Source organism: Nonomuraea sp. bgisy101 (genome assembly GCF_057708945.1).
On the sequence record NZ_JBYITD010000024.1, the window covers coordinates 156,758 to 179,344 of the forward strand.

General features: G+C 69.9%; 20 protein-coding genes and 1 pseudogene. 15 read left to right on the forward strand and 6 right to left on the reverse strand.

The features are described 5' to 3' along the window. Window positions 1–19: 19 nt before the first annotated feature. Window positions 20–865 (reverse strand): endo alpha-1,4 polygalactosaminidase, encoded by an 846-nt coding sequence (locus AC3EO4_RS37260; protein ID WP_431900158.1) that lies wholly within the window; start codon window positions 863–865, stop codon window positions 20–22. Between the two features lie 182 nt (window positions 866–1,047). Between AC3EO4_RS37260 and AC3EO4_RS37265 the strand changes: the two genes are divergently transcribed. Beyond that, a complete protein-coding gene (locus AC3EO4_RS37265) occupies window positions 1,048–2,382 on the forward strand; it encodes a family 4 glycosyl hydrolase (RefSeq protein ID WP_431900160.1) in 1,335 nt (444 codons plus the stop codon). A gap of 8 nt (window positions 2,383–2,390) precedes the next feature. Further along, window positions 2,391–3,167, forward strand: coding sequence for a DeoR/GlpR family DNA-binding transcription regulator (locus tag AC3EO4_RS37270; RefSeq protein WP_379572055.1), 777 nt, complete (start codon window positions 2,391–2,393; stop codon window positions 3,165–3,167). Here AC3EO4_RS37270 and melA read toward each other — a convergent pair. Beyond that, the gene (gene melA / locus AC3EO4_RS37275; RefSeq protein ID WP_431900161.1) at window positions 3,164–4,468 is read right to left on the reverse strand and encodes an alpha-glucosidase/alpha-galactosidase; all 1,305 of its coding nucleotides are present in this window, start codon (window positions 4,466–4,468) and stop codon (window positions 3,164–3,166) included. The genes AC3EO4_RS37270 and melA overlap by 4 nt on opposite strands. Beyond that, window positions 4,465–5,379, reverse strand: a complete 915-nt coding sequence (locus tag AC3EO4_RS37280; RefSeq protein WP_431900163.1) for a carbohydrate kinase family protein — start codon at window positions 5,377–5,379, stop codon at window positions 4,465–4,467. Before AC3EO4_RS37280 ends, melA begins: the two co-directional genes overlap by 4 nt. 105 nt (window positions 5,380–5,484) lie before the next feature. On the opposite strand from AC3EO4_RS37280, the gene AC3EO4_RS37285 reads away from it, so the two are divergent. From AC3EO4_RS37285 to AC3EO4_RS37325, 9 genes are all read left to right on the forward strand, one after another. Continuing rightward, on the forward strand, window positions 5,485–6,378 hold the full coding sequence (locus AC3EO4_RS37285; RefSeq protein WP_379572061.1) for a carbohydrate ABC transporter permease: 894 nt from the start codon (window positions 5,485–5,487) through the stop codon (window positions 6,376–6,378). After that, on the forward strand, window positions 6,375–7,238 hold the full coding sequence (locus AC3EO4_RS37290; protein WP_379572063.1) for a carbohydrate ABC transporter permease: 864 nt from the start codon (window positions 6,375–6,377) through the stop codon (window positions 7,236–7,238). The genes AC3EO4_RS37285 and AC3EO4_RS37290 overlap by 4 nt, the downstream gene beginning before the upstream one ends. A gap of 13 nt (window positions 7,239–7,251) precedes the next feature. Then, a complete protein-coding gene (locus AC3EO4_RS37295; protein WP_431900165.1) occupies window positions 7,252–8,565 on the forward strand; it encodes an ABC transporter substrate-binding protein in 1,314 nt (437 codons plus the stop codon). A 216-nt stretch (window positions 8,566–8,781) separates the two neighbouring features. Further along, window positions 8,782–10,599 (forward strand): ABC transporter substrate-binding protein, encoded by a 1,818-nt coding sequence (locus tag AC3EO4_RS37300; protein WP_379572067.1) that lies wholly within the window; start codon window positions 8,782–8,784, stop codon window positions 10,597–10,599. 3 nt (window positions 10,600–10,602) lie between these two features. Further along, on the forward strand, window positions 10,603–11,610 hold the full coding sequence (locus AC3EO4_RS37305) for an ABC transporter permease (RefSeq protein ID WP_379572069.1): 1,008 nt from the start codon (window positions 10,603–10,605) through the stop codon (window positions 11,608–11,610). A gap of 64 nt (window positions 11,611–11,674) precedes the next feature. Beyond that, the gene (locus AC3EO4_RS37310; protein ID WP_379572071.1) at window positions 11,675–12,571 is read left to right on the forward strand and encodes an ABC transporter permease; all 897 of its coding nucleotides are present in this window, start codon (window positions 11,675–11,677) and stop codon (window positions 12,569–12,571) included. A 6-nt stretch (window positions 12,572–12,577) separates the two neighbouring features. After that, window positions 12,578–13,564 (forward strand): ABC transporter ATP-binding protein, encoded by a 987-nt coding sequence (locus tag AC3EO4_RS37315; RefSeq protein ID WP_431900166.1) that lies wholly within the window; start codon window positions 12,578–12,580, stop codon window positions 13,562–13,564. Then, a complete protein-coding gene (locus tag AC3EO4_RS37320; protein ID WP_379572075.1) occupies window positions 13,561–14,571 on the forward strand; it encodes an ABC transporter ATP-binding protein in 1,011 nt (336 codons plus the stop codon). Before AC3EO4_RS37315 ends, AC3EO4_RS37320 begins: the two co-directional genes overlap by 4 nt. Next, window positions 14,571–15,386, forward strand: coding sequence for a GNAT family N-acetyltransferase (locus AC3EO4_RS37325; protein WP_379572077.1), 816 nt, complete (start codon window positions 14,571–14,573; stop codon window positions 15,384–15,386). The genes AC3EO4_RS37320 and AC3EO4_RS37325 overlap by 1 nt, the downstream gene beginning before the upstream one ends. 2 nt (window positions 15,387–15,388) lie before the next feature. Here the strand turns inward: AC3EO4_RS37325 and AC3EO4_RS37330 are convergent, their stop codons facing one another. Next, window positions 15,389–16,468 carry an exo-beta-N-acetylmuramidase NamZ family protein gene (locus tag AC3EO4_RS37330; RefSeq protein WP_379572079.1) on the reverse strand — a complete coding sequence of 360 codons (1,080 nt, stop codon included), beginning with the start codon at window positions 16,466–16,468 and terminating at the stop codon, window positions 15,389–15,391. A 48-nt stretch (window positions 16,469–16,516) separates the two neighbouring features. On the opposite strand from AC3EO4_RS37330, the gene murQ reads away from it, so the two are divergent. From murQ to AC3EO4_RS37345, 3 genes are read left to right on the forward strand one after another with little or no spacing between them, the layout of a single operon-like run. Next, a complete protein-coding gene (gene murQ / locus AC3EO4_RS37335) occupies window positions 16,517–17,419 on the forward strand; it encodes an N-acetylmuramic acid 6-phosphate etherase (protein WP_379572081.1) in 903 nt (300 codons plus the stop codon). Beyond that, window positions 17,409–18,431, forward strand: coding sequence for a serine hydrolase domain-containing protein (locus AC3EO4_RS37340; RefSeq protein ID WP_431900169.1), 1,023 nt, complete (start codon window positions 17,409–17,411; stop codon window positions 18,429–18,431). The genes murQ and AC3EO4_RS37340 overlap by 11 nt, the downstream gene beginning before the upstream one ends. Continuing rightward, on the forward strand, window positions 18,428–20,335 hold the full coding sequence (locus tag AC3EO4_RS37345) for a S9 family peptidase (protein ID WP_431900171.1): 1,908 nt from the start codon (window positions 18,428–18,430) through the stop codon (window positions 20,333–20,335). The genes AC3EO4_RS37340 and AC3EO4_RS37345 overlap by 4 nt, the downstream gene beginning before the upstream one ends. Window positions 20,336–20,405: 70 nt before the next feature. Here AC3EO4_RS37345 and AC3EO4_RS37350 read toward each other — a convergent pair. After that, window positions 20,406–20,624 (reverse strand): annotated as a pseudogene (locus AC3EO4_RS37350) (hypothetical protein); the annotation flags it as partial. A 101-nt stretch (window positions 20,625–20,725) separates the two neighbouring features. Between AC3EO4_RS37350 and AC3EO4_RS37355 the strand changes: the two are divergent. Then, a complete protein-coding gene (locus tag AC3EO4_RS37355) occupies window positions 20,726–21,292 on the forward strand; it encodes a histidine phosphatase family protein (protein WP_431900173.1) in 567 nt (188 codons plus the stop codon). Between the two features lie 284 nt (window positions 21,293–21,576). On the opposite strand, the gene AC3EO4_RS37360 is transcribed toward AC3EO4_RS37355, so the two are convergent. Then, window positions 21,577–22,461 (reverse strand): TIGR03619 family F420-dependent LLM class oxidoreductase, encoded by an 885-nt coding sequence (locus tag AC3EO4_RS37360; protein WP_431900174.1) that lies wholly within the window; start codon window positions 22,459–22,461, stop codon window positions 21,577–21,579. Window positions 22,462–22,587: the final 126 nt, after the last annotated feature.

Below are 22,587 nucleotides of genomic sequence, written 5' to 3' on the forward strand. Positions count from 1 at the left end.
CCCGCTCGAGGCCGCCCGTCTAGCGGCAGGCCACCCGGTAGGCGTCCAGCTCGTAGTTCTTGCGCAGGGAGTTGAAGTTCTGCGCGTTGGACTTGGCGCAGAACTTCGAGGTGCCCAGCTCGTACTCCACGGTGAACACCGCCTTGCCCGCGCTCACGAACTGGTCGTAGCCGTAGTCGCCGTTCTGCCCGGTCGTGCACTCGCTGTACTGCCAGCACTGCTCGTTCAGCGCCCAGTCGAAGTACGGCAGCAGCTGCGGGATCTGCGCGATGTCGTTCTTCAGCCCCACCGAGAGCCCCCGGGCGTGGGCCTCGTTGGCCAGCCACGCGTTGTAGGCGATCTGGTGGGCGGCCGTGAGCGGGAACCCTGTCTCGTTGGTGTAGCCGTCGACGTTGTCGAACTCGATCGCGTCGAAGCCCTTGCTCTTGCACATGTCCATGCGCGCCCGCATGATCTGCCCGAGCGGGCCGCCGTACTGCCTGATGTCGAGCCACCGCTCGCCCGGCCACTCGTCGAGGTCGGCGCCGAGGACGGAGGCGGGGAACTGGGCGGCGTCGGGCCGCCAGTCCTCGTAGGAGCCTGCGCTGACGTAGCAGACGACCTTGCGACCCGCCTTGGTCTCGTGCAGGCGCCGGACGGTGGCCGCGGTGGCGTTGAAGCCGTCGATGTCGTACATGGTGACGTTGAGGAACGGCTCGCCGGGCACCGACGACAGCTGCCACTGCCAGCTGGTGTTCAGCGCGGGCTTCCAGCAGCCGGGGCAGGGGGTCGGCGGCGGCGGTGCGGCCGCCTGGGCCTGCGGGGGAACGACGACGAAGGCCACCCAGGTCAGCAGGGTGGCGGCAAGGATCTGTAAGGCTCGCATGCTTCTCCTCGCGTGATGATCGGCAAGGGCGCCAGGCATGCTGTTCCGCACTCCGACTCGCGGCCAGGCCCGTGGCCCGCGAGCGGTGGCGTGGCCCGGTGAGATCGGGGTGCCCACGCCAGCACGCGTCTAGAGTTGCGCAGCAGACCCGGGATTTCAACAGCTTCGAGCAAGATGCTGTCATGGAATACTGGTCGCCCAGGTTGGAGGTGCGGATGTCGCGGATCGTCTTCGTCGGGGCGGGAAACGTCGAGCCGACGCGCAGGATCCTGTCCGATCTCTTCCTGTCCGACCCCCTGCACGGCGACCTCGACATCGTCCTGCACGACGACGACCCGGCCAGGCTCGCCACCGCCGAGGCCCTCGCCAGGGCGCTGAACGCGGAGGCCGGCGCGGGAGCGCGCGTCGTCGGCCACACCGACAGGCGGCGCGCGCTCGACGGCGCCGACCACGTGGTCGCCTCGATCGAGGTCGGCGGGTTCGAGGCGACGCTGCGCGACTTCCAGATCCCCCACCGCTACGGCCTGCGCCAGACCATCGGCGACACGATCGGCATCGGGGGCATCTTCAGGGGCCTGCGCACCATCCCGGCCGCGGTCGAGCTGGGCCTCGAGCTGACCGAGCTGTGTCCTGACGCGTGGCTGCTGAGCCACACCGACCCGATGGCGATGACCGGCTGGGCGATGCACGAGGCGACAGGCTTCACCAGGTTCGCGGGGGTCTGTCACGCGGTCTGCGACACCCACGTCTACCTGGCCGACCTCGTGCGCCGCGACCTCGACGAGCTGACCCTGCGCAGCGCGGGCGTCAACCACCAGTCGTTCGTGCTCGTCTTCGCCGACGCCGAGGGCCGTTCCCTCTACCCCGACCTCGACGCGGCGCTGGCCGCGGACGCCGAGCTGAAGAGCCACGTCAGGGTGGAGATGTACCGCCGTTTCGGCTTCTTCCCCACCGAGTCCAGCGAGCACGCCGCCGAGTACGTCCCGTGGATCATGCGCCACGCGGCGGAGACCTCCAGGCTGGGTGTGCCGGTCGAGGAGTACCTGCGCAGGGCCGGCATGTCCCTGCACGTCTACGAGGAGACCAGGCGGGCACTGGCGGCGGGCAGGCCGCTGCTCATCAGGTGGCAGCACCAGGAGCCCGCGGCGGCGGCGCTGCTGGCCATGTTGACGGGGCAGGAGAAGCTCGTCCACGTGAACGTCCGCAACGGCGGCCTGATCGGCAACCTGCCGGAGGAGGCGTGCGTGGAGGTGCCCGCGCTGGTCGACGCGGCGGGGATCCGCCCGCAGCGGGTCGGCGAGCTGCCGATCCAGCTGGCCGCGCTCAACCGGACCTTCCTCAACGTCGTCGAACTGACCGTGCGGGCGGTGCTCGACGGTGACCGCAGGCACGTCCTGCACGCGGCGATGCTCGACCCGAACACCGCCGCGACGCTCCCGCTGCCCGCCATCGAGGCGCTCTGCGAGGAACTGCTGGCCGCCCACGGCGACCTGCTGCCGGAGGCGGTGCGCGGGTGAAGGAGTCGATGCCGACGGAGGTACGCCGCGAGCGCATGCTCGGCCTGCTCAGGGAGCAGGACTTCGCCAGGGTCAACGAGCTGGCCGAGGCGTTCGGCGTCTCGGGAGTGACCGTCCGCGCCGATCTCGACGCGCTGGAGGAGCAGGGCAAGGTGCGCAGGGTGCGCGGCGGCGCGGTCGCCGCCGGTCCCGCGCTCACCGAGGCCTCGTTCGAGATGTCGCTCGGCGCCGCCGCGGTGGAGAAGGGCCTGATCGCCAAGGCCGCCGCCCGCCTGATCAGCTCAGGTGAGAGCGTGCTGATGGGCGCGGGCACCACCACCGCCTACGTGGCAAGGGAGCTGGTGGCCCGCGCCGACCTGGCCGAGGTGACCGTCTTCACCAACGGCCTGCGCACCGCGCTGGAGCTGGAGCCCGCCATTCCCCGCTTCTCCGTGGTGGTCACCGGCGGCAGCCTGCGCCGCCAGCAGCACTCGCTGGTCGACCCCATGGGCGGCAGGCTGCTCGACGGGATCAGGGCGAGCACGGTGTTCCTCGGCTGCGGCGGCGTGCACGTCGACAGCGGCTTCACCAACGTCAACCTGCCGGACGCCGAGATGAAGCAGCGGATGCTGCGGGCGGCCGGCAGGCGGATCATGGTGGCCGACTCCACCAAGCTCGGCAGGGTCGAGCTGGCCCCGATCTGCCCGCTGTCCGGCGTCGACCTGCTGATCACGGGCGAGTCGGCCGACCCTGGCGAGGTGGCTCGGCTGCGGGAGCGGGGCCTGAGGGTGGAGCTGGCCGGCTAGCTCGCCGGTGTGACCCGCAGCGACTCCGGCAGCAGGTCGCCGTGGGCCACCGTCAGGTCGTCGCACATGCGCCAGATGTCGTCCAGCGACAGGGTGGCCGAGGCGTTCGGGTCGACCATGACGGCGTGCCGTACGTGCTCGGGCCTGCCCTCCTCGGCGGCGCGGACGGTGAGCTCGTTGACGTTGACGTAGGCGCGGTTGAGCGCCGCGCACTGCGGGGGCAGCGCGCCCACGCGGGTGGGCCGCACGCCGGTGGCGTCGACCGCGCACGGCACCTCGACCACGCTGCCGTCGGGCAGGTTGGAGATCAGCCCGTCGTTGACCACGTTGCCGTAGACGACGCGTGGCGTGCCGGTGACCATGCTGTGGATGATCTGCGGCGCGTACTCGTCGGTGCCGGCGATCTCCAGCTCGGCGCCGTGCCGTACGGCGTCGCGGGTGCGCTTGTACTCGCGCACGTTCTCCTCGCTGACCCGCAGGTACTCGCCGACGGGGATGCGCAGCCTGTCGATCTCTCCGGCGTGGCGCAGCAACCAGGGGACGTACTCGGCCGAGTGCTCACTGGTCTCGGTCGGGTAGTGCCCCAGCCGCCGGTACATCTCCACACGGACCCTGCGCCGCAGCTCGGCGTCGACGTCGATGCGGGCGTCGAGCCTGTCATAGAGGTTCTCGCCCTCGCGCTCGAAGCGCAGCACCCATGCCTGGTGGTTGACGCCGGCCGCCTGGTAGACGACCTCCTCGTACGGCACGCCCACCAGGTCGGACAGCCCGCGCATCGTCCAGTAGACCGAGTGGCACAGGCCGACGACGTTGCGCACCCTGCCGGACAGGTACCACACGTTCATGGCCATCGGGTTGGTGTAGTTCATCAGCAGCGCGTCCGGGCAGGCGACGGCCATGTCGGCGGCCAGCGCGTCGAGCACGGGGAAGGTGCGCAGCGCCCGGAACACGCCGCCGACGCCGATGGTGTCGGCGATGGTCTGGCGCAGGCCGTAGCGTGCGGGGATCTCGAAGTCGGTGACCGTGGAGTCGTGCCCGCCGACCTGGATCATGTTGATCACGAAGTCGGCGCCGTCGAGGGCGGCGCGCCTGTCGAGGGTCGCGGTGATGCGCGGCTTGGCGCCCTTGGCCGCGGCGATGCGGTGGGCGACGGCCTCGGCGACCTGGAGCCGCTCGGGGTCGATGTCGTGCAGCGACAGGTGGAGTGACGACAGCTCCGGATAGCGCAGGAGATCGGCGAGCAGCCCCTGCGTGAAGACGACGCTGCCCGCGCCCACGAACACGATCTTGGGGTTTCTCATGATGTCGCTTCCTCCCAGGTCGGTTGCGCCGCTGTGCCCCCCGCGGCTCGGGTGGAAAGGGTGCCCGCCCTGACGGCGAGCCGCAGGCATGCCTCCAGGTGCAGCCCGTTGAGCCGCGCGGCGAGAAATCCGGCGTTGAAGCTGTCGCCCGCGCCCACGGCGTCCACGAACGAGGGGTTCGGGACCGCGGGAGCGTGCACGGGGCCCTCGGGCGGCCAGGCCAGGGCGCCTGCCGCGCCCCGCTTCACCACCGGCAGCGTCCCCTTGGCGGCGAGCGCGCGTGCCGCGGCCGTCACGTCCTGACCTGTGAGCTCGGCGATCGCGAGGGCCTCGGCGTCGTTGGGGAGCAGGACGTCGGTCAGGCCGATGATGCCGTCGAGCCCCTTCCACTCCCCTGACGGGTCGTCGTTGGTGTCGAGCGAGGTGCCGACGCCGAGCTCGCGTGCGGTACGGAACAGTCCGGCGACGTCCAGCCCCGGTTGCAGGAAGAAGGAGGAGACGTGCACGTGGGCGGCCCTGGCGACCAGCGATGGCGGTACCGCCCACTGGTCGGACAGGCAGCCGGGCGAGGTCAGGATCGCCCTGTCGGCTCCGCGTACGAGCACCACGGTCAGCGCGGTGGGCCTGGCGGCGTCGACGACGCAGGCGGAGACGTCCACTCCGTGCCCGGCGAGCGTGTACAGGACGAACTCGCCGGCGGCGTCGGCGCCGACCCGGCCGGCGAAGGCGGTGCGCAGGCCGAGCCTGGCCGCCCCGCACGCGGTGATGGCGGCCGATCCGCCGAGCACCAGCTCCCCCGTCTCGACCAGTTGCTCGCGTTGCCCGAAGGCGAGCGTGGACGGTGTCCCCGACACGATCACATCGGGGTTGGCGTCTCCCACGACGAGCAGGTCGAAGTCTGTTGTGGCCATGGGCACGAACGTTCCCAGCGCCTTCACTTACTTGTCAAGTCTTTCAAAAGTGGATTCGCAGCGAAGGTATTGACAAGTTTTCGTAAGTTGCCAAGAGTTGGCCCCGTGTCCACACTCTCGCTGCCGAACCGAGGGCGCGACGACAGACGGGTAGCGCTGCTCTTCCTCGCTCCCGCGCTGGTCGGCTTCGGCGTCTTCTACGTGTATCCGGCCCTGCTCGGCGCCTGGTACTCGATGACGGACTGGAACCTGTTGTCGGAACCCGCCTTCGTGGGCGCCGACAACTTCGTGACGCTCCTTCACGACCCGCTGTTCTGGAACTCCCTCAAGGTCACCGGCTACTACGTGGTGCTGACGATCACCGTGCAGATGGTCGGCGGCCTGTTCCTGGCCGCGCTCATGCACCGGCTGACGCGCTCGGTCGTCCTGCGATCGCTGCTGGTGGTGCCGTGGCTGGTGCCGAACGTGACCGTCGGCCTGCTCTGGATGTGGCTGCTGGACGCCAACCTCGGCTTCTTCAACCACCTGCTGACCGGCATGGGCCTGGACAACCAGGGCTTCCTGACCGCGCCCGACCTGGCCATGCCGAGCGTTTCCATGATCAACGCATGGACCTCGACCGGCTACACGGCGCTGCTGCTGTACGCCGGCATGTGTCTGGTGCCCAAGCAGGTCTACGAGGCCGCCGCCCTCGACGGCGCCGGTGAGCTGCGCACCTTCTTCAGGGTCACGCTGCCGCTGATGCGGCCGATCCTCGCCTTCGTGCTCGTCGTCTCGCTGATCGGGTCGTTCCAGCTGTTCGACACCGTCGCCGTGACCACCAAGGGCGGCCCCGTCAACGCCACCAGGGTCGTCTACTACTACATCTACGAGCAGGCCTTCACCCACTTCAAGATGGGCTACGCCTCGGCCATGGCGCTGACGCTGGTGCTCATCCTCGGCGTGCTGACCTTCGTTCAGATGCGCATGCTCCGCGCCTCGACCTCGGACCTCGCATGAGACGTATCCTCGCCTGGGCCTGCCTCGCCCTGGCCATCCTGATCACGCTCTTCCCCTTCTACTGGATGCTGCGCACCGCCATCACTCCCGGCAGGGAGCTGGCCACCGACAACTTCGCGCTGCTGCCCGAGCACCCCACGCTGGTCAACTTCGAGCGCGTGCTCGGCCTGGCCACCCGCGAGGAGACCAGGGCCGCAGGAGGCTCGGGCGCCAACCTGGACTTCTTCCTCTACCTGCGCAACTCCTTCATCTACACCGGCCTGATCACTCTGGTGCAGACGCTGTTCTGCGCGATGGCCGGCTACGCCTTCGCCAGGCTCCGCTTCCCCTTCAGGGACGCCCTGTTCAGCCTGTTCGTCGCCGCGCTGATGGTGCCGCCGATCTTCACGCTGCTGCCCAGCTTCGCGGTGATCAAGCAGCTCGGCTGGCTCAACACCTTCCAGGGCCTGGTGGCGCCCAGCCTGCTGATGACGCCGTTCGCGGTGTTCTTCCTGCGGCAGTTCTTCCTGGGCTTCCCCCGCGAGGTGGAGCAGGCCGCCACCATCGACGGCGCGGGCAGGTGGACGCTGTTCTGGCGGGTCGTGCTCCCCATGACCAGGGGCCCCCTGCTCACTCTCGCCCTGACCACCGCGGTCTGGGCGTGGAACGACTACCTGTGGCCGCTGCTGATCGCGCCGGGCGAGGAGACGCGCGTGCTGACCGCCGCGCTCGGCATCTTCCTCAAGCAGTCGCCCAACACCGCACCCGACTGGACGGGCCTGATGGCCGGCTCGGCGCTGTCGGTGATCCCCGTCCTGTTGCTGCTGGTCTTCTTCGGCCGCCGCCTCGTGGACTCCATCCAGTTCAGCGGACTCAAATAGGAGGGTCTCCCCCATGAGAAGAGCGGCGGCGCTCGCCGTACTGCTGTTGACGGCCGCCTGCGGCACCTCCGCGCAGGAGGGCGGCGGGAACGTCACACTCACCTACGGCCTGTGGGACGACGTCCAGCAGGGCGCCTACCAGAAGTGCGCGGACGCCTTCCAGAAGGCCAATCCGGGCATCACGATCAAGATCCAGCAGAGCGCGTGGGACCAGTACTGGCAGAACCTCACCACCCAGATGGTCTCCGGCGAGGCCCCCGACGTGATCACCATGCAGGCCTCCTACTACCCGCAGTTCGTCAAGAACGGCCAGCTGCTCGACATCGAGCCGATGGTCAAGGCCGACAAGGTCGACCTGTCGCAGTACCGGGCCGGCCTGGCCGAGCTGTGGGTCAAGGACGGCAAGCGGTACGGCCTGCCCAAGGACTGGGACACCATGGCCGTCGTCTACAACGTCGAGCAGGCCGAGAAGGCGGGCGTGGACCTGAAGGACCTCACCTGGAACCCCTCCGACGGCGGCAGCTTCGAGAAGGCGATCGCCAGGCTCACCGTCGACTCGGCGGGCAGGCGCGGCGACGAGCCCGGCTTCGACAAGAGCAAGGTGGCCGTCCACGGCTACGTCCCCGAGTTGCGCGACGGCGCGCTCGGCCAGAACGGCTGGGGCGACCTGGCCGTCTCCAACGGCTTCACCTTCATCGACAAGAACCCGTTCGGCGGCAAGTACTTCTACGACAGCCCGAAGCTCGCCGAGACCGTCGAATGGTTCAAGCGCCTCAGCGACAAGGGCTACACCGCCCCCTACGACAAGACCAGCTCGCTGGGCACCGACGCGGTGCTCGACTCGGGCAAGGCCGCGCTGGGCATCACCGGCTCCTGGATGATCAACACCTATCTGGCGGACGGCACGTTCGCCTTCGCCCCGCTGCCGGAGGGCCCGCAGGGGCGCAAATCCGCCTTCAACGGCTTGGCCGACGTCGTCTACGCCGGGACCGAGCACAAGGAGGAGGCCTGGAAGTGGGTGAAGTTCCTCGGTTCGACCGGCTGCCAGGACATCGTGGGCGACAGCGCGGTGGTCTTCCCCGCCATCACCTCCTCGGCCGAGCGGGCGATGAAGGCGCACGAGAAGGCGGGACGTGACGTGACGGCCTTCACCGCCATCGCCGACGCCAAGGACGGCACGTTCCTGCTGCCGGTCAGCGACCACGGCGACGAGATCGGGCAGATCGTGCAGACCGCGATGGAGGAGGTGTGGCTGGGGCAGAAGGACGCCGCCACCGCTCTCACCGCCGCCAACACCCAAGTCAACGCTCTCTTTGGAACCGGCTGACCAGCGGATACACTACGGGGGTCCCGGCGCGCCCATGCGCGCCGTGCGACCCAACCCCCCTGTGACGGCCTTTTTCCAGCGCGCGGTGCGATGAAGGAAAGTTACATTCACCTCACAACCGCTGGAGATTATTGACGCATCCGCGGGCTGACCATAGGGTCCGGACAATCCCCGATCTATACCGGACCCATCGATAAGCCCCCCACGGAGCGGTACATGAAGCGACTAGCAGCCGTAGTGGCGCTGCTCGGGCTCGCCACGATGACGGCGTGCAGCAGCACCGACAACAAGTCCGCGGCCGGTGGTGGCAGCGCCGGTGGCGGCCTCTACACCACGATCGACGGCAACAAGCCCGGCATCGACCCGAGCGGCCCCGCCAACCCCTTCAACCCCAAGGGCAACTCGTTCGCCGGGTACAACGCCATGAAGCTGGCGTGGACCAAGAACCACGTGACCGACCCGAACCAGTTCTACCCGGGCATCGCGGCCAGCTGGGAGATCGCTCCCGACAACTCCTCGCTCACCGTCCACCTGCAGCCGAACAACAAGTGGTCCGACGGCAAGCCGGTGACCGCCGAGGACGTCAAGCTCTCGATCGCCATCGCCTACTCGCAGGGCAACACGGCCTTCTCGGTCCAGCCGGGCGCCGCGGGCGCGGCCTCGGACGTGCAGGTGGTCGACGAGAAGACCCTCAAGATCACCCAGGACATGGCCAACCCCAGCGTCACCTTCGTCCGCGGCATCATGGACATGCCCGTCGTGCCCGCGCACGTGTGGAGCAGCGTCGTCCCCGCCACCATCTGGGACACCATCAAGGCCGCCCGCGGTGAGGGCGCCGCCGCCGACAAGGCCCGCGAGGAGATCACCGCGCTCGGCCAGAAGATCATCGCCTTCGCCCCGCCGAAGGACGTCTCCGCCGGCCCGTTCGTGCTGCAGCGCGTCAACCCCGGCGAGGCGCTGCTGGTGAAGAACAAGAGCTTCTACAACGCCGCCAACGTCGGCCCCGACCAGGTCAAGCTGCTCAACTACACCGGCAACGAGCAGGTGTGGAACTACCTGATCGGCGGCAAGCTCGACAGCGCCCCGTTCGTCGCGGTGCCCGCCGACACCATGACCCGCATCAAGGCGACCGCGGGCAACGGCGTCATCAAGGGCTTCTCCCCCGTCGCGCTCGGCCTGGCGTTCAACCAGTCCAAGAAGCCGTACGACAACGTGCACGTCCGCAAGGGCCTGGCCTACCTCATCGACCGCGAGCAGACCACCAAGGTCGCCTCGCCCGAGGGCGGCACCCCCGCGGTCACCACCAGCGGCATCCACCAGAAGCCCGCCCAGGAGTGGCTCGGCTCCGAGCTGAGCGCGCTCGAGCCGTACAAGCACGACGTGGCCAAGGCCGAGGAGGAGTTCAAGGCCGCCGGGCTGCAGAAGAAGGACGGCAAGTGGGCGCTGGCCGACGGCTCGCCCTGGACCGTCCAGCTGCGCGCGCCCGCGGGCTTCTCCGACTGGCTGGCCGGCGCCGAGAACATCAAGAGCCAGCTCGCCGAGAGCGGCGTCAACGCCGAGGTCGTCACGACCGCCGACTACCCCCTCTACCTGGAGGAGATCGCGGCGGGCAAGTACGACGTCGGCTTCTGGCTGATCGCGCTCGGCCCCGCGCCGTACAACATCTACGCCCGCCTCTACGGCGCCTCCAACGGCTGGACCAACATCGGCGGCAAGGTGACCCACGCCGCGCCCGGCAAGAGCGGCAACTGGATGGGCGGCCCCGAGGAGATCGAGGTCGACGGCGCCAAGATCAACCCGGGTGAGCTGACCGCCAAGCTGAACACCGCCCCCGCCGAGGAGCAGAAGGCCATCATCGGCCAGCTCGCCAAGGCGGCCAACCAGGACCTGCCGGTCGTCCAGCTCTGGGACTACGTCAACACCCAGTTCATCAACACCAACCGCTTCACCGGGTTCCCCGAGAACGAGAGCGACCTGCTCAGGCAGCCCGCCGGTGTCTGGATCCAGCTCGGCATGGTCAAGAAGAAGCAGTAGCGCATGACGGTTATCGCACGGCGACTCGCGGGCCACCTGGCCCGCGGGCTCGTCATGATCTTCGTGGTCGCCACGGTCAGTTTCTTCATCGTGAGGAACATCCCTGGCGACCCGATGGCCGCCCAGGTCGAGAAGTTCGTCCAGCAGGGCATGGACCCCGCGGCGGCCGCCCAGGCCACCGCGGTGATGTACGGCTTCATGCCCAAGGGCACCCTGTGGGAGCAGTACACCGACTACATGACGGGGCTGCTCCACTTCGACCTGGGCATCTCGGTGATCAACCCGGGCACGCCCGTGACCGACGTGCTGATGGACAAGGCCAAGTGGACCGTTCTACCCGTCCTCATCGGCACGCTCCTGAGCTTCCTCGTCGGCATCGTCATGGGCGTCTACGCCGCCATCAAGCGCACCGGCAAGCTCGGCGACCTGCTGGCCATCTCCGGCTCGCTGATCCACGGCGTGCCGCAGTACGTGCTGGCGCTGCTCCTCGGAGCGGTCTTCGCCACGCTGATCCCGATCCTGCCCGCCGACGGCGTCGCCGACATCCTGTTCGAGCCGGGCTTCAACGCCGAGTACATCGGCTCGCTCGTCGAGCACGCCGTCCTGCCCGTGGTCACCTACGCGCTGTCGGCCTACGGCGGCTGGATCCTGGCCATGAAGTCCAGCGTCGTCACCGTGCTCGGCGACGACTTCATCCTGGCCGCCGAACTGCGCGGGATGAAGCGCTCGATCGTCTTCCGCTACATCGCCCGCAACGCGATCCTGCCGCTGTTCACGATCCTGGCGCTGTCGCTGGGAACGCTGCTGGGCGGCGCGGTGTTCATCGAGCGGATCTTCAACTACCCGGGTCTCGGCCTGCTGCTCATCGACAGCATCAACGGCCGCGACTACGCCCTCATGGGCGGAGCCTTCCTGCTCATCACCGTGTCGGTCATCATCGCGAACATCGTGGCCGACCTGTTCTACACGGTCATCGACCCGCGGGTCCGCAGCGGCGAGGAGGCGGCGTGACCGAGCTTCGCGAGGCGAGCATGAAACAGCGCACCCAGGTCACGGGACCAACGGAGGAGGGCTCGTGACGGCGGTCATTCTCGAAACCAGCGCACCGTCCCTGCGGCGCAACTTCTGGCGCGGCGTCTGGCGGGTGATGAAGCGCAAGCCGAGCCGCATGTTCGGCGTCGCCCTCATCATCGGCTTCGCCCTCATGGGGATCTTCGGGCCCATGCTCTACCCCGAGCTGCTGCCCCGCGACACCGACGCGATCTCCGCCCCGCCCAGCTGGGAGCACTGGTTCGGCACCGACCCCCAGGGCCGCGACGTCACCGCGCTCGTCATCACCGGCGCCCGCTACGTGCTGCTCTCGGCGCTGGTCACAGCCGTCATCACGGTCGTGCTCGGCGCGGCCATCGGCCTGTTCTCCGGCTTCAAGCGCGGCAGGTGGGACAGCGTCCTCATGCGCCTGACCGACATGAAGCTCACCATCCCAGGGCTGCCCCTCCTGCTGGTGCTGTCCACGGTGTGGAAGTTCGGCAACCCGTTCCAGATCGGCCTGGTACTCGGCCTGCTCGGCTGGGGCGGCGTGGCGCGGGCCGTGCGCGCGCAGACCCTGTCGCTGCGCGAGCGCGGCTTCATCGAGGCGGCGCGCGGCCTCGGCCTGTCCACCACGCACATCGTCGGCAAGGAACTGCTGCCCAGCATGGCCCCCTACATCGCGATGAACACGCTCATCGCGGTGACCGGCGCCGTGTACGCGCAGGTCGGCCTGTTCTTCCTCGGCGTCCTGCCGTACGAGTCGAACAACTGGGGCGTCATGCTCAACCTGGCCGTCTTCCAGGCGGGCGCCATGACGACGCCGTCGGCGCTCGGCTACCTGCTGGCCCCGCTGCTGGCGATCCTGCTGCTGACGCTGGGGATCGTGCTCGTGGTGGACGCGATGGACGAGATCTTCAACCCCCGGCTGCGCGAGGAGTAGTAGCAAGTGGCGAAACAGGCGCCGGGCGTGCGCATCGACGGCCTCACGGTCGTCTACAAGACCCCGGCGGGCGAGCTGCCCGCCGTCAGGAACGTCAGCATGAAGCTGCCCGCGGGCACGATCACCGGCATCGTCGGCGAATCGGGTTCCGGCAAGTCCACGCTGGCCTTCTCGCTGCTCAACGCGGTGCAGCCGCCAGGGCGGATCAGCGCGGGCAGCGTCGAGATCGACGACCTGGGCAACGTGGTCACCTTCGAGGGCGAACAGCTGCGCAAGGCGCGCGGCGCCCACATCGGCTACGTCTTCCAGGCCGCGCAGAACTCGCTCAACCCGCTCAAGACCGTCGGCAAGCAGCTGCTCGACCTCGGCCGCTCCCATGGCGTCGACGACCTGCGCGGCCTGGTGAAGGACGCCAAGGAGCTGCTCGGCCGCATGGGCCTGGACGGCGCGCGCGTGCTCGACTCCCACCAGCACGAGCTGTCGGGCGGCATGCGCCAGCGCGTCGGCATCATGCTGGCGCTGGTGCTCAACGCCCACCTGGTCGTGCTCGACGAGCCCACCACCGCCCTCGACATGATCACCCAGGCGACGATCCTGCGGATCATCCGCGAGGTCCACGCCGAGCGTGGGCTGACCACCATGGTCATCACCCACGACATCGGCGTGGTCGCCGAGGTCGCCGACCGGCTCGCGGTCATGTACGGCGGGCGGATCGTCGAGCAGGGCCCCACCCGCAAGGTGCTCGCCGACCCCCAGCACCCCTACACCCGCGGCCTCATCAGGGCCATCCCGCGCCTGACCGGCGACATCGACGAGGCGCGGGCCCTGCCGGGAAGGCCGCCCACGCTGGCCACCGTGCCGAAGGAGGGCTGCGTGTTCAGGGAGCGCTGCCCCCTGCGCATGGACGTCTGCGACATCGTCGACCCCGAGGCCCTCGCGCACGGGGACCGGATCATCGCCTGCCACGCGGTCAAGGTCAAGGAGCTCGCATGATCAGCGGCAAGGGCATCACCAAGACCTTCAAGCAGCGGGGAAGCGTCCTGTCGGGGCGGACCGTCCAGGCCCTGCGCGGGGTGGACTTCGAGATCCCCAAGGGCGGCGCGGCCTCCTTCATCGGCGAGTCCGGCTGCGGTAAGACGACGCTCGGCAGGATCATCGCAGGCCTGGAGAGCTACGACGACGGCGAGATCAGCGTCGACGGCGTCGAGCTGTCGTCGCTCAAGCCTAAGGCCAGGCAGCCGCACTTCCGCAAGATCCAGATGATCCATCAGGACCCCTACTCGGCGCTGAACCCGACCAGGACGATCCACCAGACGCTCCAGGCCCCGCTCGAGCTGCGCGCCAAGCAGACCGGCAGGCCCAAGTCGTGGATCGAGTCGCGGGCCGGCGAGGTCCTGTCGCTGGTCGGCCTCGACCCCGCCTCCGTGCTCGGCCGCTACCCGCACCAGCTGTCGGGCGGCATGCGCCAGCGCGTGGTCATCGCCCGCGCGCTCACCGTCGACCCCGAGATGCTCGTCGCCGACGAGGCCACCTCCATGATCGACGTGTCGCTCAGGCTCGGCATCCTCGCGCTGCTGAAGGACCTGCGCGAGAGCCTCGGCGTGAGCGTGCTGTTCATCACCCACGACGTGGCCACCGCCCGCTACATCGGCGACGACGGCGAGCTGTACGTCATCTACCGCGGCCAGGTCATCGAGCGCGGCCAGGTCGACACGATCATCGCCGACCCCGTGCACCCCTACACCCAGTCGCTGCTGTCGGCCATCCCCGTGCTGCACGGCCTCGAGGTCCCTGGCGCCGAGCCGGTGGTGCCGACGGAGTCGCTGGACGAGAGCCACCAGGACGCGGGCTGCCTGTTCGCCAGGCGCTGCCCGTTCAGAACCGACGAGTGTGAGACGAGCCGTCCCGCCCTCGACCTCACCGACGGCGTCCCGCAGCGGCACGCCTGCTTCCACCCCCAGCGGCGCAGCGTCGTCGCCACGCACGTGGAGCGCGGCTGATGGGCCCGCACGAGATCGCCCGCGCGGCGCTCGTCTTCGACGCCGCCGAGGCTCCCGCCATGGTCGACAGGCTCATGTCGCCGCCGGCCACCCGCAGGTGGAAGGCGCTGACCACCGACGGCGGCTTCGCCCTGGCCTCGCTGTCGGAACGGGACCCGGCGATCGGGCATCTCGACCTGCTGGCCGTACACCCTGACGCCCAGGGCAGGGGGCGCGGACGCGAGCTGGTCGCAGCCGCGGAGGAGTGGCTGCGTGCCGAGGGGGCGACGCAGGCCCGCTTCGCCGGCAACCCGCCGGCCTACGCCTGGCCCGGCATCGACGTGCGCTACACGGCCGCGGCGTGCCTGGCCGAGAGCGCGGGCTACGAACGCTACAACGTCGCGTGGAACATGACGGCCAGGCTTCCCGTCACCGCCGAGGAGGAGCCGCTGCCCGCGGGCGTGGAGCTCCACGCCACCGGCCCGGACGAGGACCGCTCGGACGTCGCCGCGTTCGTCGAGCGGGAGTGGAACACGAGCTGGGCGTGGGAGGCGGCCAACGCCACCGGCCTGCACCACGCGACGCTGGACGGCGAGATCGTCGCCTTCGCCGCCTGGGGTGCCAGGCCCACGTGGTTCGGCCCGATGGGCACGGCGCCCGCGGCGCGCGGGCTCGGCCTGGGCGGCGTGCTGCTGCGCCGCTGCCTGGCCGACCAGCACGCGACGGGGCTGAGCGAGGCGCAGATCGGCTGGGTGGGCCCGCTCCGCTTCTACTCGCGCGCCGTGGGCGCGCGAGCCGAGCGCGTCTTCTGGCTCTACCAGCGCGATCTGCGTTGAGATCACCGGTAGAGCAGCTCACCCCGGGGGCGGGTGGGCTCAGGGCACAGCCCGCGCGGGTCCTCGCCCGCCTCCAGACAGCGGGTCAGCGTGTCCGACCCCCACAGGTGGTCGGTGAACTCGTTGGTCGCGAACTCCTCGGGATGCTGCGAGCGGGCCACGTGGATCATCGACACCGCGGTGAACACGGGCCTGAACGCCTGCGGGTCGGTGACGTGCAGTTGCACCCCGCGAACGGCGGTGCCCGCGTGCTTGCTGAACGTCGGGGTGAACGCCAGGTCGCGGAAGCGCACGCCCGGCAGCCCGAGGTCGTTGAGCGCGGGAGCGAACCTGTCGTCCAGATACGGCGCGCCGATCAGCTCGAAGGGCCTGGTGGTGCCGCGCCCCTCCGAGAGGTTCGTGCCCTCGATGAGCCCGGTACCCGGGTAGACGAGCGCGGTGTCGATCGTGGGCATGTTCACCGACGGCATCACCCACGGCAGTCCCGTCTCGGCGAACGGCAGGTCCCTGTGCCAGCCCTCCATCGTGATCACCTGCACCTCGGGATCGAGCAGGCGCGCCAGCTCCCCCACCGTCAGCCCGTGCCTGGCGGGGATCGGCGCGCCGCCCACGTGGCTGGCGAACGCGAGGTCCAGCGGCGGGCCCTCCGCCACGGTCCCGCCGATGGGGTTGGGCCTGTCCAGCACGACGAAGCCGACGCCCAGCCGCCTGGCCGACTCCATCAGGTCCTTCATCGTCCAGACGTAGGTGTAGAAGCGGGCGCCCACGTCGAACAGGTCGAACACCAGCGTGTCCACGCCGGAGCCCGCCACCAGCTCGTCCAGGTCGGCTCCGGTCTTCGTGTAGGTGTCGAAGACCGGCAGGCCGTACTCCTCCCCTGGCCCCTCGCTGAACCCGGCCTGGGCCGTGCCCCTGATGCCGTGCTCGGGACTGAACAACGCGGTCAGGTTCCGCAGAACCGCAGGTGTGGGGGTCAGATCGCGGAGCACTCCGGTCTGGTTGGTGATCAGGCCGAGCCGGCCGCCGTTCACGAGATCTGGATCCGCGGCCAGCCGCTCGGCTCCGGTGCGTACGTAAGACATAGCTGAAGCTTATTTGCATACGAGATGCCAAAGGTGGAAATTAGCGTCATGATTGATCCACTCCCCGAGCTGTCCACGGAGCAGAGCGATCCGCGCTACAGCCAGATCGACCGGCTGCCGACCTCGGAGATCGCCCAGTTGATGAACCAGGCGGACACCACCGTGCCCACCGCGGTCGGCGCGGCCCTGCCGGCCATCAGCAGCGCCATCGACGCGATCGCCACCCGCATGCAGGCCGGAGGCAGGCTGCTGTACGTGGGCGCGGGCACCTCTGGCCGCCTTGCCGTCCTCGACGCCTCGGAGTGCCCGCCCACTTTCGGCACCGATCCCTCGCTCGTCCAGGGTGTGATCGCCGGAGGCCTGCCCGCGCTGACCCGATCGGTGGAAGGCGCGGAGGACGACTTCCCCGCCGGCCAGCAGGCGCTCGCCGAACTCGAGGTCGGCGCGCTGGACTCCGTCGTGGGCATCTCGGCCAGCGGAACCGCGCCGTTCGTCCTCGGCGCGCTGTCCGAGGCCGGACGGCGTGAAGCCCTGACCGTGGCCCTGTCGTGCAACCACCAGACGCCGCTGTCGGCGGCCGCCGAGCATGCCATCGAGGTCGTCGTGGGACCCGAGGTGGTGACCGGCTCCACCAGGCTCAAAGCGGGCACCGCGCAGAAGCTGGTGCTCAACATGATCTCCACCATCTCGATGATCAGGCTGGGCCGCACCTACGGAAACAACATGATCGAGATGTCCGCCATGAACGCCAAGCTCGCCGGCCGCGCCGCCCGCATGGTCAGCGACATCACCGGCGCCACCGTCGAGACCGCCAAGGACACGCTCGAAGCCGCCGGCGGCCAGGCCAAGATCGCCGTGGTGATGATCGAGCACGGCGTCGACGCCGACGAGGCGCGGGCGCTGCTGGAGGCGCACGGCTCCCGCCTCGGCGAGGTACGGCATGCTCGCTGACATCCTGGCCGCCGCCACACCCTCCGTCATCCCCTCCGCCGTCGCGGTCATCGCCGTCGACGGCGAGATCGCCGACGCGGCGGCCGCGGGCGAACTGGTCCGCTACACCGACCACGACGGAACGCTCGCCCCCACCAGGCCCCCCGCCCGCAGGGACTCCGTCTTCGACCTCGCCTCGGTCAGCAAGCTCTTCACCACCGCGGTGATCCTCTCCCTGGTGTCGCAGGACCGCCTCGACCTGGACGCGCCCGTCGCCGCCTGGCTGCCCAACCACTACGGCGACCGCACCCACATCACCCTGCGCCACCTGCTCACTCACACCGCGGGACTCCAGCCCACCCACCGCGTCGACGGCGTGCCCCCCGCCGACCGTCTCGACACGATCCTCGCCACTCCCATCACCTCACCGGTCGGCGGGCCCTACCTGTACACCGACGTCGGCATGATCACCGTCGGCCGGATCGCCGAGGTCGCCGGCGGAGCCCCGCTCGACACCCTCGTCCGCGACCTGGTCACCACCCCGCTCGGCCTCCTCGACACCGGCTACCGCCGCATCGGCGCCCCGCCCTCCCACGATCCGGCCCGCATCGCCAAGACCGAATGCCACCGCGCCATCGGCGAGGTACACGACGAGACGGCCCACTCCCTCGGCGGCGTCGCCGGCCACGCAGGCGTCTTCTCCACCGCCGACGACCTCATCCGTTTCGGCGAGGCCCTGCGCCTCGGTCTGCTCCCCCTCACCGACGAGATGACCCGCGAGCACCCCGTCCAGGACGCCGCCTTCCGCCACGGGCTCGGCGTGCGCATCGGCGACCCCGGCATCGTCGGCCCCCTCACCGACGCCTACGGACACTCCGGCTTCACCGGCACCTCCCTGGTCGTCGACCCGGCCCACAAGCTGACCGTCGTCCTGCTCACCAACGCCGTCCACCCCGTCCGAGGCCGCCCCGGCATCAGAGAACTCCGCGAAGCCGTCTCCGCCAAGGCTCTCCGGATAGTGTCTCGACCATGAAACCCTCAGATATCTCCCTTTTGCATAAGCTCGGCGCCCCGACCGTGTCCCCCGACGGCACCCATGCGGTCGTCGCCGTGACCCTGCCCGACCTCGACGCCGACGAGTACCGCGGCGAGCTCTGGCTGATCCCCACCGACGGCACCGGCGAACCCCTGCAGCTCACCGCCGGACGCAGGGACGGCGAACCCGCCTACTCCCCCGACGGGCGCTGGCTCGCCTTCACCCGCGCCGAATCCGGCGGACGCCCCCAACTGCACGTCATGCCCACCGCGGGCGGCGAACCGTGGAAGGTCACCGACCAACCGCTCGGCGCCGGCAAGCCCGCGTGGAGCCCCGACTCGCGGCGGCTGGCGTTCGTCTCCCGCGTCCCCGAGGAGGGCAGGTACGGCGACACCAAGCCCGACAAGGAACGGCCCCGCCGCATCACCACCTTGAAGTACCGCGTGGACAACCTCGGCTTCTACAGCGACCGCCGATCCCACGTGTTCGTCGCCGACCCCTTCGCCTCCCGCGCCTCCGTGCCGCCCGCCGTCCAGGTGACCGGAGGCGACTACGACCACGACGAGCCCAGCTGGAGCCCCGACGGCACCCTGCTGGCCTTCACCGCCGCCCGCCACGACACCCGCGACAGCACCCACTACTCCGACGTCTGGCTCGCCGCGCCCGACGGCACCGGCCTCCGCCAGATCACCGACACCACCCTCTCGGTCGGCCAGCCGCGCTTCACCCCCGACGGCGCCACCGTCTGCTTCACCGCGGCCGCCCCAGGCCCGACCGGCCGCACGCTCGTCGCCGAGCACCGCGGCGTCTGGTCCGTGGCCGCCGACGGCGCCAACCCGCCCCGCCGCCTCACCGAGGCCGAGCCGTACCACCTGGCCAGCAACGGCGTCATCGTCACCACCAACGACGGCGTGCTGTTCCCGTCCGAAAACCGCGGCGCCTCCGACCTGCTGCTCGTGCCGTACGACGGATCAGCGCCCGAGGTCCTCATCTCCGGCCCGCGCGAGGTCTACGCGGCCGCGCAGGCCGCGGGCGTGATCGTCGCCACGGTCGCCGACCAGGCCAGCTCGGGTGAGCTCGTCGCCCTCCGCGACGGCAAGGAGAACACGCTCACCTCCTTCGCCGCCCTCACCCCGCTCCCTCTCGAAGAGATCACCACCACCGCGCCCGACGGCTACCCCGTCCACGGCTGGCTCGTCCGCCCCACCGGCGACGGCCCGCACCCCGTGCTGCTGATGATCCACGGCGGCCCCTTCACGCAGTACGGCTGGCACGTCTTCGACGAGGCCCAGGTCTACGCCGCCGCCGGATACGCGGTCGTCATGGGCAACCCGCGCGGATCCTCCGGCTACGGCCAGGCCCACGGCGCCGCCGTCATCGGCGACGTCGGCAACGTCTCGGCCATGGACCTGCTCGCCCTCCTCGACGCCGCCCTCGCCACCGGCGGTCTCGACACCGGCCGCGTCGGCGTGCTCGGCGGCTCCCACGGCGGCTACATGACCACCTGGCTGGCCGCCCACCACGGCGAGCGGTTCAGGGCGGCGATCAGCGAGCGGGCGGTCAACGCGATCGACAGCTTCCACGGCTCCAGCGACATCGGCTGGTCATTCGCGCGTGACCTCTACGGCGACGACCCCGCCCGGTGGGCGGAGCTCAGCCCGCTGAGCCACGCGTCCAGGATCGAGACGCCGTTCCTGATCATCCACTCGGAGCAGGACTGGCGGTGCCCCGTCGAGCAGGCGCAGCGGCTGTTCGTGGCGTTGAAGCTGCGCGGCGTGGAGACGGAGATGCTGCTGTTCCCCGGCGAGGGACACGAGATGTCGCGTTCGGGACTGCCGTCCCACCGGATCGCCCGCTTCGAGGCCATCCTCGACTGGTGGGAACGCCACCTCACCGCCTAGCACTCCGGGTTCGTGCCCAACGTGTCGTGCGTAGCGCCGGCTCGGGCGCGTGCTTGATGACGCGACTGATCCACCGGTGCCCAGAGGTCCAAGTGCGGACCTGATGCTCGTCCAGACCGGTCAGGCCTGTGCCGGTCTGGAGGGACTCCTATGGCGGATCGGCGCTGCCGACGGAGGACCTAGGCTCACCAGCGGCCGGGCGAGGTGCGGAAACGTGCCAGATGCGCCGGCGCGTGCCGGCCACCTTGACCGGGACCGACAGCGGCAGCGGGCCCGGCGCGTACCAGCGGCCGCGTCCACCGCCACCTTATGATCTTCGTTTGTCATCGCGGTGGTCGCACGTGTCCGTTGCACTCGCCCACCACACCGCCTTGTCAAGGAGGACGCCTCATGCGTTGGCTGGACGTGCGCCGACACAGCTTGACCAAGAAGGGCGCCATGCGCGGCAGGGGAACTCATCTGTCGGCTGACGGCATCGCCCTGGCCCGCTTCATCGGTTCTGGAGTCGGCCCCTACGAGCGCGTCGTCACCAGTGCGTCCCCACGGGCGGTCGAGACCGCCGTCGCGATGGGGTTCGCCGTCGACGACACCGTGGAGATGCCGTCGGGCTACGTATCCGGAGAGATCCCTCGGCATGCACAGTGGGACTGGGCCGAGCCATACCAGCAGATCGCCGACATCATCCGGAAGGGTCGTGCCGCGGCGGCCGTGGCCGAGACCCACCACGCGATCTGGGCCGACACGGTGGCCGATGTCGCGGAGGGCGGGTCGGCGCTGTTGATCGGCCACGGAGGGGCGATCGAACTGGCGTTGGTGGCGTGTTTGCCGGATGCTCCGCACTACACGTGGGGAACGCCGTTCGCCCACTGCGACGGCGTCCGCCTCGGCTTCACCGACGGTCACTTCGTCGGCGTCGAGTTCTACCGGGCCCCGCAGAGCCCTCCCCAGCTGGACTGAAGATCGCCAAGTACGGCCGGAGTACTGGAACCCGACCTGTGCAGGGACGCCGCCCCTTCACCCAGGATCCGACGTGGTGGGATGCCGCCTCATCGCCACGGAACCACCCGGGTGGGAACGCCACCTCATCCGGGTGGAAACGCCACCTCATCGCTTCAAGGACCGGACCTGGCGCTGGGGGGAACGCCACCTCATCGCTTTAAGGACCGGACTGGTGCCGGGGACGCCGCTGGAGCACCAGGTCCTTCCGCGCGCCGGGGGAACCTGCCGCCACCGCTCCGTGGTCAGGGGGCCAGCGCCTCCAGCGCCGCCTCGGCCCTGCGCATGGCCTCTTCGGGAGCGGCGGTCACGATCTCGGGGTCGAAGTTCAGGTCGTGGAACACCTCCGTCACGCCCCGCGCCTCCAGGTCCGCGACATCCTGCCTGATCTTCTCGTACGGCCCGCTCAACGGCGGACCGTCAACGGCCTCGGTCACTCTGGTGACGCCCCGGCAGACGAACCGCAGCGCCCCGGGATCGCGTCCCGCGTCCCTGGCCGCCGCCTTTACGATGTAGATTCTTTCCGCGATGCCGGCCAGGTCCTCCCTGCTCGCGCTCACCCATCCGTCGGCGAGCCGGCCGGCCCTGCGCAGCGCCACCTCGGCCCCGCCGCCCAGCAGGATCGGCGGGACCGGCGACGGCTTCGGGTCCATGTGCGAGGCCTGGATCCGGTAGAACTCCCCCTCGTGCCGCACCACGTCGTCCGTCCAGCACTTCCGCAGGACCTCGACGAACTCCTCGCCCCTGCGACCGCGTTTCTCGAAGCCGATCCCCATGGCCTCGAACTCCTCGCGCAGCCAGCCGAGCCCCAGCCCGAACGACACCCGCCCGCCCGAGACCTCCTGCAGCGTGGCCAGCTGCTTGGCCACCAGGGCTGGCGGCTCGAAGGCGTTGACCACGGCCACGCCCAGCCTGATCGACTCGGTCACCCCGGCGAGGTAGGAGAGGGTGACGACGGGATCGTGGACGCTGCGGTAGGTCGAGCCCATGGCGTGGCCCACGGGGTAGAGAAGACGCTGGAAGGTCCACAGTTCGTGGTAGCCGAGCCGCTCGGCGCGGGTGGCGATCCTGCGCATGTTGTCACGGGTGGCCCACGGCCCTGAGACGGGAACGGCGAATCCGATCTTCATAGCCGCCAGCCTAGGCCCCCGCCCCCGCGTTCCGCGGCAGCGGCCCGTGGCACGGGCTCGGGCGTCCCGAACCTCCCCGTAAACGCAGAAAGGCCCCGCCGGGCATAACCCGGCAGGGCCAAACTG